This is a genomic window from Succinimonas sp. (assembly GCF_045225735.1).
In the GTDB taxonomy this organism is placed as follows: domain Bacteria; phylum Pseudomonadota; class Gammaproteobacteria; order Enterobacterales; family Succinivibrionaceae; genus Succinimonas.
This window is the reverse complement of record NZ_JBGVBR010000212.1, coordinates 1-8,607: the sequence shown is the minus strand read 5'-3', so window position 1 is coordinate 8,607 and position 8,607 is coordinate 1. Positions and strand designations below refer to the sequence as shown.

Annotated in this window: 7 protein-coding genes and 1 pseudogene; all 8 read right to left on the bottom strand. The window is 55.2% G+C overall.

The features are described from left to right. Nucleotides 1–723, bottom strand: a pseudogene (locus ACJROR_RS07350) (hypothetical protein); the annotation flags it as partial. A gap of 172 nt (nucleotides 724–895) precedes the next feature. Beyond that, the gene (locus ACJROR_RS07345) at nucleotides 896–1,129 is read right to left on the bottom strand and encodes a hypothetical protein (RefSeq protein WP_406546552.1); all 234 of its coding nucleotides are present in this window, start codon (nucleotides 1,127–1,129) and stop codon (nucleotides 896–898) included. A gap of 235 nt (nucleotides 1,130–1,364) precedes the next feature. After that, on the bottom strand, nucleotides 1,365–1,994 hold the full coding sequence (locus ACJROR_RS07340; protein WP_406546551.1) for a hypothetical protein: 630 nt from the start codon (nucleotides 1,992–1,994) through the stop codon (nucleotides 1,365–1,367). Nucleotides 1,995–2,070: 76 nt separating this feature from the next. Continuing rightward, the gene (topA, locus tag ACJROR_RS07335; protein WP_406546550.1) at nucleotides 2,071–4,746 is read right to left on the bottom strand and encodes a type I DNA topoisomerase; all 2,676 of its coding nucleotides are present in this window, start codon (nucleotides 4,744–4,746) and stop codon (nucleotides 2,071–2,073) included. A gap of 11 nt (nucleotides 4,747–4,757) precedes the next feature. After that, nucleotides 4,758–6,143 carry a protease SohB gene (gene sohB / locus ACJROR_RS07330; RefSeq protein ID WP_406546549.1) on the bottom strand — a complete coding sequence of 462 codons (1,386 nt, stop codon included), beginning with the start codon at nucleotides 6,141–6,143 and terminating at the stop codon, nucleotides 4,758–4,760. A 298-nt stretch (nucleotides 6,144–6,441) separates the two neighbouring features. After that, a complete protein-coding gene (locus ACJROR_RS07325) occupies nucleotides 6,442–6,711 on the bottom strand; it encodes a hypothetical protein (RefSeq protein WP_406040908.1) in 270 nt (89 codons plus the stop codon). Nucleotides 6,712–7,003: 292 nt separating this feature from the next. After that, a complete protein-coding gene (locus tag ACJROR_RS07320; RefSeq protein ID WP_406546548.1) occupies nucleotides 7,004–7,273 on the bottom strand; it encodes a hypothetical protein in 270 nt (89 codons plus the stop codon). 93 nt (nucleotides 7,274–7,366) lie between these two features. Then, nucleotides 7,367–8,607, bottom strand: a 1,241-nt coding sequence (locus ACJROR_RS07315) for a sugar efflux transporter (protein ID WP_406546547.1), incomplete at its 5' end; no start/stop codon positions are given.

The window sequence follows — 8,607 nt, the reverse complement described above, 5'->3', positions numbered from 1 at the left end:
CAGCCATTTCACCTTCCGCACCCGCTTGAAATTCTGATAATCATCGCTCCATTCATAATCGCCGGTGATTACGCCTATGGCATCAGTTTCGGCGGCGCTGTAGCAGGACAGCACGAGATCGCCGATCCGCATTTTGTTGATGAAGGCATCCAGGATCTGCTTTCCGCCTTCGCCGCCTTTGCTGCGATCGAACACGGTAGCCTCGTTTATCAGTGGGCCGTAGTTATCCCAGCCGATTCTGATGTGCCCTTTCTCCAGACATTCTCTTCTGGTTTCATTGTCCCCGGTTCCTTCCAGAGAAACCTTCCAGACCGCAGGATTCTGATTTAAGCCGTAATTATCGCCCTGAGCGCTGTCCTGGGCTAATCTGGCATTGTCGCAGAACTGCTTAAAGATGCCGTCGTGAATTTGGTAGGAAATTTCGCTTACGGTATCATCCGTGCCGTCATTAAGCTCCTCGCGGCGCAGCACCGGTCTGATTCCTTCGATAAAATCCTCGTAGCCATAGGACTGATGAAAGGTGACAAAGGCAATTCTTCCTTTGTCCTTATAGTCATCAAAACGCTTCTTTACGGCAGCGTAACCTGACTCTTCCGCTTCGCAAACAACCTCGGCTGCCGTTTTGTTTTCGATAATCGCCACGGCATAGATAACGGTGTGGTAGGTCTTTCCGGTACCCGGAGGTCCGAAGAGAATGGTGTTTTTGGCGATCCTGGCAGACATATGATGATTCCTCTTTCCTGAGCTTCAAAACAGACAGGCAGCAAAAAAAGAAAAGGATCCGTTTCCGCATCCCTTTCTTTCTGAAAATCTCTTCCTGAAAAGCAGAGCGCCCAGCTTTTCTGCAGGCTCCGCCCTTCTTAAAACCGCCGCTCTTAAAGCAATGACCTTCCCGTCAGTCCTCTGAATTCCCGGTAATGTCAAAGAAATCGCTGTTAGCCGGACGGGCCTTCCTGAGATAGTCCTGAGTAACCGTAAAATAGGTGTTCCGGAACGCCATCCAGCCAGAGCTTACGCCGCTCCTTTCCGTGCCGTCCGAAAGCTTGCCGTCCAGCATCAGGTTCTTGAAAATCAGCGTTGCCGTATGAACATCCTTTGCAATTCTGAAGTCGCTTAGCACAATCAACATTTCCGCGCTTACCTCAAATCAAATCCCAAAACAAGGTGATTTTAGCACACTGATAAGCGCCATTTTGTGAACAATGAGCAACTTTTGTTCAAAAAACAACCAATTGCAAACAAGAAAACCCAAACACCAACAGCCCTTTATGGGAACATCCTCAAAAAGCCCTCTCCTGCAAAGCTCTCTTCTGCCCTGCCTCTTATCCCCGGCTCTTATTCCCTTTCCTCAGGAGAGCTAAAACTCAGCACTCCGCCGAGGACACGGTTCCGGAAAACAGCTGTTCCCGGGAACGGTTCCTGATAAAATCAAAATCATCCTCCAGCACATAGTAATGCTCCCGGGAATGATGCCGGTACAGCATGGCCGTGCCGGAGGGCATCTGAAAGTCCTTGCTGCGGCGATAGGGAGTAATGTAGAACTGGGGCTTTTTGGTGCCGGTCTCCTTGTAAACCACCGCCACCTGGGGCACACTGCCGGCAATAATGCTCCGCACCTTGGAAAGCTGCGCCGGAACCTCCTCCGGGTTTCCCTTGAGCACCAGAGCCAGCGGCTCCACCGGCACCCCGCGGCTTCCGGCCAGAAGCCGCTGCCGGATCCGGATCAGCCTGACCCAGCGGACAAAGCGGAAGGCCGCATCCAGACACAGCAGAAAGCCCGCTATCCGAATCACCGTTACCGCTCCTTCCGAAAACCCCGTATAACAGGAGGCTCCCAGAGCCAGCACCGCCAGCACGGCGGTGATTCTGGCGGTCAGGGAGGGACCGTTCCGGGCCGCCGTGTCCAGCACCGGCGGCGGAAAGCGGATACCGCTCTCCGCCAGATTCTGCCTCGTGTACACATGCGGCGGCAAATCAATCTGCTGACGGGACATAACCTTTACTGCATTCCTTATTATGATCCCGCCGGAGCTCTCTCCGGGGGGTTATCAGATAATCCTGCGCCGGAGATCAGCCGGCATCGGCTGCGGTTTTCCGGGACTTTTTGGCCGCCGTTTTCTTCGGAGCGGCTTTGTCTCCGTCCTTGCCGGCCTTTCCGGCAGCGGTCTTCTTTGCCGCGGACTTCCGGGCGGGGGTCTCGGCCTCCCATTTGCCGTCGCGGTACCAGGCTACAAAACCAGTGGGTTTTCCTTCCGGAGTTTCGCCATGCACGTACTGCATCTTCAGCTTCCGGGAGAAACGCACGGTAACCATGTTCCCGTCGGGATCGGTTTCCGGCGCGTCAGCCAGATAGAGGAACTTCTCCGGGAGGAGCTCCCGGTACTTCCGGAGCTCGGCTACCAGAGGCGGCCGGGTCTCCCGCACCTTGGGGAAGGCGCTGGAGGCCAGGAAAATCCCCGCAGCGCCGTCCCGGAGCACAAAATGGGACTTGCCGTCGGAGCAGATAAGATCCGGCATGTCCACCGGCCTTTCCTTGGGAGGCGCGATTTCGCCGCTCTTCAGGATCTTGCGGGTATTGCCGCATTCGGCATTGGTGCAGGCCATGTAGCTCCCGAAACGGCCGGTTCTGAGCTCCATCTTGGATCCGCAGCGCTCGCACTGGATCTCCGGGCCGTCATGTCCCTTCAGCTTGAACTCGCCGGTTTCCAGGAGGTACCCCGCGCAGTTGGGATTGTTGGAGCAGATATGAATCTTGCGCTTTTCGTCAATGATGTAGGAATCCATTACCGCCTGACATATCGGACAGCGCTTCTTGGTGCGCAGGAAACGGCTCTCGGATTCCTCGTCTGAAAACATGGGGAGCTGGTTTTCCGGCACCAGGTTCATGGTCTTCCGGCAGGATTCATCCTTCTTCCGGCCGGTTTTGCCGCTGTAGCTGGAGCAGGCCAGGAACACGCCGGTGGCGGCGTTCTTAATCAGCATGGGCTTTCCGCAGTCGGGACACATAACGCTGGTCTCCACGGAGATATTGTTCTCCATGCCGCCGTCCTCTGCCGGCTCCCGGGCCTTGTCCAGCTCCTGATGGAAGCCCCGGTAGAAGTCATCCAGACACTTGATCCAGTCCAGGCGGCTTTCGGCGATGTCGTCCAGATTCCGCTCCATGCCGCTGGTGAAATCATAGTCAATAAGATCCGGGAAGCTCTTGCCCAGACGGTAGGTCACAATCTCGCCCATCTTCTCGGCAAAGAAGCGGCGCTGCTCCAGCTTCACATAGCCGCGATCCTGAATGGTGGAAATAATGGTGGCATAGGTGGAGGGCCGGCCGATGCCTCTCTTTTCCAGCTCCTTTACCAGGGTGGCTTCGGTGTAGCGGGGCTCGGGACGGGTAAAATGCTGGGCCGGAGTAAGCTCCTGAAGAGTTAAGGCATCCCCCTTCTTCAGGTTCGGAATCAGGACATCGCGGCTGTAGCCGGCTACCTTCATCCAGCCATCGAACTTCACCGTCTTGCCCTTAAGGGAAAGCACGTATTCTCCGGCGGCGATCTCCAGCTCGCTGGACACCACCTCGGCATCCGGCATCTGACAGGCCAGAGTCCGGGTCCGGATAAGCTCGTACAGTCTGCGGGCATCGGCATCCACTCCGGCGGGATCCTCTCGGGCGATATCCGTGGGACGAATGGCCTCGTGAGCGTCCTGAGCCTTGTCTCCGGCGGCAAACATCCGGGGAGAAGCCAGCATGTAGTCCTTGCCGTAGGTTCCCTGAATATGGCTGCGGATGGCGGTGAGAGCATCCTCGGACAAGCGCGCGGAGTCGGTACGCATATAGGTGATCATGCCGGCCTCGTAGAGATCCTGAGCCAGGCGCATGGTCTTCTTCACGCTGAAGCCCAGCCGGGAGGAGGCGTTCTGCTGCAGGGAGGCCGTGGTAAACGGCGGCGGCGGGGCCACCTTCCCGCTTTTGGAAATCACATCCGAAACCACAGGATCGGCAGCCTTGAGTCTCTCAAGGTGTTCCTTGGTCTCGCTTTCGGAAACGGGACGGAATTCCTTCCCCTGAAAGCTTCTGACATCGCAGACCACATCCCCGGCCGCGGAGGACAGAGAGGCGGTTACCTTCCAGTATTCCTCCGGCACAAAGGCCTTGATTTTCTTTTCCTTTTCCACGATAAGGCGCACGGCCACGGACTGCACTCTGCCGGCGGAAAGCCCGCGTCCCACCTTTTCCCACAGGAGCGGGGAAACCATGAAGCCCACCACTCTGTCCAGGAATCTCCGGGTCTGCTGGGCATTCACCATGGACATGTCCAGATTGCCGGGATGCTCAAAGGATTCCAGAATGGCCTTTTTGGTGATTTCGTTAAAGACCACCCGGCGGGCCTTGTCATCGGGAAGCTCCAGCACCTCCTTGAGATGCCAGGCGATAGCCTCTCCTTCCCGGTCAAGATCGGTTGCCAGATAGACATAATCTGCCTTGGCGGCGGCCTTTTTCAGGTCATTGACCACATCCTCCTTTCCCGGCAGGATTTCATAGGTGGGAATCCAGCCGTGTTCGGGATCGATGCCCATCCGCTGAAACAGCTTCTGATCCTTGCTGAGACCGGCGGTTCTGCCCCGGGCGCCGGTGCCTGCCGCCGGAAGATCTCTCACATGCCCGATACTGGATTTAACGATGTACTTTGATCCCAGAATGGCATTAATGGTATGAACCTTTCCCGGAGACTCTACAATAACTAATGACTTTCCCATATCTATAAGCCTCAGTTGGAATTATCCTTTATTAATAGCTGATTCAGCCTGCCGGAGACCAGTCTCCGCAGCATCCGAAAAAGAAGGCCGCCGCCGATGAGATCCTTCAGGGTGCGGGGCTTCTTCTCCAGGAAGGCCACCTTCACCACCACATCCATCTCCGCCAGCTTATCCATAATATATTCATCGGAGGTTTTTATCTCGTCCACCAGTCCCAGAGCCAGAGCATCCTGAGCCAGCCAGTGATCGCCGTTGGCAATTTTATCAATGTCAATATTGGGACGGTGTTTTTTGACATGCTGCTTGAAGGCCTTCTGAATCATGGTCATCTGCTCCTTCACATGCTCCCGGGCCTCATCGGTATTCTCGCCCCAGGTGCTGATGGTGCGCTTGTATTCGCCCACGGTAAGCTGCTCGTATTCCACATCGTACTTTTTGAGCACCTTGTTGAAGTTGGGGAATTCCACCACCACGCCGATGGAACCGATGTAAGCAAAGGGGGCGGCGATGATTTTGTCGGCAACGCTGCCCATGAGATAGCCGCCGGAGGCGGCTATCTCATCCACCGCCACCGTAAGATGAATCTTCTTGGCCTTAAGACGCTCCAGCTCGGAGGCGCAGAGACCGTAGCCGTTCACCGTGCCGCCGGGGGATTCCAGTCTGATAAGAACCTCATCGCTGCTTTCGGCGGTGGCGAGAATTAAATTAATGGCCTCCCGGAGGGTTTTGACCTCGGAGGCATCAAGAGAACCATTGAAATCCACCACATAGAGGCATTTCTTGTGAAAGGCGGCGGCATCCTGCAGCTTTTCCGCCATAAGAGTCTTTTTTCTGCTGCTCTCGCCGGCGTCTTTGGCATCATTGCCGCTGTCCTGAGCGCGGGAGACCTGAATCCCTGAGGACTGAGACTTGTCCGGCTCAGGATCCCCGGAGGCCAGGGAAGCGTCAGGAGCTGCCGCATCAGAGGCAGTTTTGTCAGGGACTGTTCCGGCGGCCGGTTTATCAGCGCCTTCCTCAGCCTTCAGCTCCGCATCCACGCTATCCTCGATTTCCTTCACAATCTTATCGTATCTTTCCTTCACGGAGGGCTTGTCTTCGTCCGGGGAATACTGCCGGGCCTTTTTGGAAAGCTTCTCGGAAAGCTCGCTGTCATCCTCGAATGCCGACATGACAAAGCTGCTGAACTGCTCGTTCCGCTCCTTGTACTTTTCAGTGATATTCACCAGAGAAAGCGTCAGCTTGCCGTCTTCCTTGTCGAAATCGGAAAGCTTTAAATGAGAAACCGACTTGGACAGCTTGAAGATAAGCAGGATCAGGAGCGCGGCAAACACGAACAGCACGCCAAACCCGATAATGAATTTGGCTGAAAACACAAACAGTTCTAACAAGGTATTCATAAAAGTTAACAGGGGGCGGTTAGTGAAAAATTTTCAGTGTGCTAAATTACATAAATGAATGCGAAAAAGTCAAGGACAAATTTTGCGAACACCGGGTAAAAACCGGTATTTCCCCGCGCGCTCCTCCCTTCGCTGACTGAGTCAGGCCTTTACGGATAAGCTTTCGCCTCTTTTCCGGGAGGCTCAGTCTTATAATTACGGGATCGCGGACTGATTTCCGGGCTCCGGAAAAGAAATCCGGGCCATTCCCTGCGGAAAGACCCGGATCCCGAAATGTTTGCTGTCCTTTTTCTTCTTATCAGGCGGCAGCCGGCAGCGGGAGCTTTACCTCCAGGGCCTGCACCCAGGTGTTATAGAGCATCCGGGAGCCCAGATTCACATAGGAAATGTGATTTCTTTCCAGCCATCTCTGCATCTTCTGAAAGCGTTCATCCTGCTGCCCGAAGGTTACAAGGCCGTTATCTCTTTCTATCATCTCCCGAAAGCTTTTGTCGTTGGCGGCAAAAAGCATTTCCTGAATTTCGGGATTCATGGCGGGGGTTCTTTCAGCGGTCATCAGCATGTTCATCTTCTTTTCTCCTGCGGTTTTGTGATGCGTTTTGTTACGCGCTCTTGTTAACTGCCGGGATAACGGAAGAAGGTGACCGAGGTTACACTTTTTTGCCGGTTTTTTGGTTTTTCCGGCGCGGGGAACTAAGGAACAGGGATTTCGGGAATAAGGAATGAGAATTGGGGGAACCGGCCGGAGGGCATGGCTCCTAAGAGTAAATCCGGAGTCCTGCCCCGGATAAAGGAATCCGGATCCTCCCCTGAGGAAGATCCGGATCCGGGCATATTTCAGGTTTTACATGTTCATTTCATCAGGCGGCAGCCGGCAGCGGGAGCTTTACCTCCAGAGCCTGCACCCAGGTGTTATAGAGGATGCGGGAGCCCAGATTCACATAGGAAATCTTGTTTCTTTCCAGCCATTTCCGGGTTCTTTCAAAGCGTTCATCCTGCTGACCGAAGGTTAGGAGACCGTTATCTCTTTCTATCATGTCGCGGATGCTTCTGTCATTGGCGGCAAAAAGCATTTCCTGAATTTCGGGATCCATGGCGGGAGTTTTTTCAGCGGTCATCAGCATGTTCATCTTCTGTTATCCTTTTTCTGTTCTCTGGGGGTTTTGCGTCTTTCATAAGGCGCTTCAGTTAACTGCCGGGATAACGGAAGAAGGTGACAGAGGTTACACTTTTTTGCCAGCTTTTTCTGCTTCTGCCGGATTCTTCTCCGGCAGAATCTCAGGACGGGAGGGATCCCGCACAAAGACGAGCAGGATGGCGGCCAGCGCCGTCAGGAACATCAGAATGCCGAAGGCGGAACCGTAGTGGCCGGTAATTCCCGCCGCGACTGACAGCGCCGGCCCCGCCAGAATCGCTCCCGTGGCGGCGCAGTTGTTGAAAAGCGTGGTGGCCTGTCCGGGCACCCGGGGCAGAAGCTCCTGAAAATAGATCATCCCCATGCCCGCCAGGATGCCGATGTACACGGCATTGAAAACCTGCGCCAGAATAAAGCCGAGCTCCGAATCAGAGGGGAGCGCCAGAAGAGAGCCGTAAAAGAGAGTGCCGGCCAGTCCGGAAAGATACATGAGCCTTTTAATGCCGAAGCTCCGGGCCACCCGGCCGGAAATCAGCATCACCGGGATCTCCAGAAAAGCAGCAACGGCCATCATATAGGACGGGAGATAGGGATTCAGCATGAGCTCGTTCTTCACGTATACCGGCATGCTGATAATGTAGAGATTGTTGGTCAGCCACATGGCGGTGACTGACAGAAACAGAATCAGGGTATCCCGGTTAAAAACGGAGACGCCCGCCGCGGCGCCGTTTTTCAGGGCCTCGTCCTTGGTGTCAGGAAGAAAGAGTCCCGCCATGGTGATGGTGGTGAGAAAGATACCTGCGGTTCCGGCAAAGACATATTCATACCCGAAGGACGTGGCCAGCCAGTAGGAGAGCACCGGAGCCACCACCCAGGCCAGAGAAAAGAATGTCCGCATCACCGAGGTAAACATTACCGCGTCCCCGTAGCGGCTTATGCCGTACTCTCTTCCGGCGGCGAAGATCTGCGGGGTGCAGACAAAGGACACGCTCATGCATACGGGAGCCGTGCAGAGCAGAATCCAGTAATCCCGGACAAAAACCAGCGCGAGAGCGGCCAGAAGCCCGAAAAACGCCCCGGTCTGCACCAGCCGCACCCGGGAGAGCCGCCCGTCGGAAAACCGGGCCAGGAGCTGGGAAATCACAATCCCCAGAACCGCCTGAGCCGTAAAATAGAGCCCCACCTCAAAGGGAGCGGCATGAAGCCTTTCCGTCAGAAAAAGACTGAGAAGCGGGAGATAGGTTCCCGGGGCGCATCCCGTGAGAAAGGTAAGCAGCATGAAGATATATTTGCTCTGACTGGTCATGTGATTCTCTCCCCGGGGCCGGT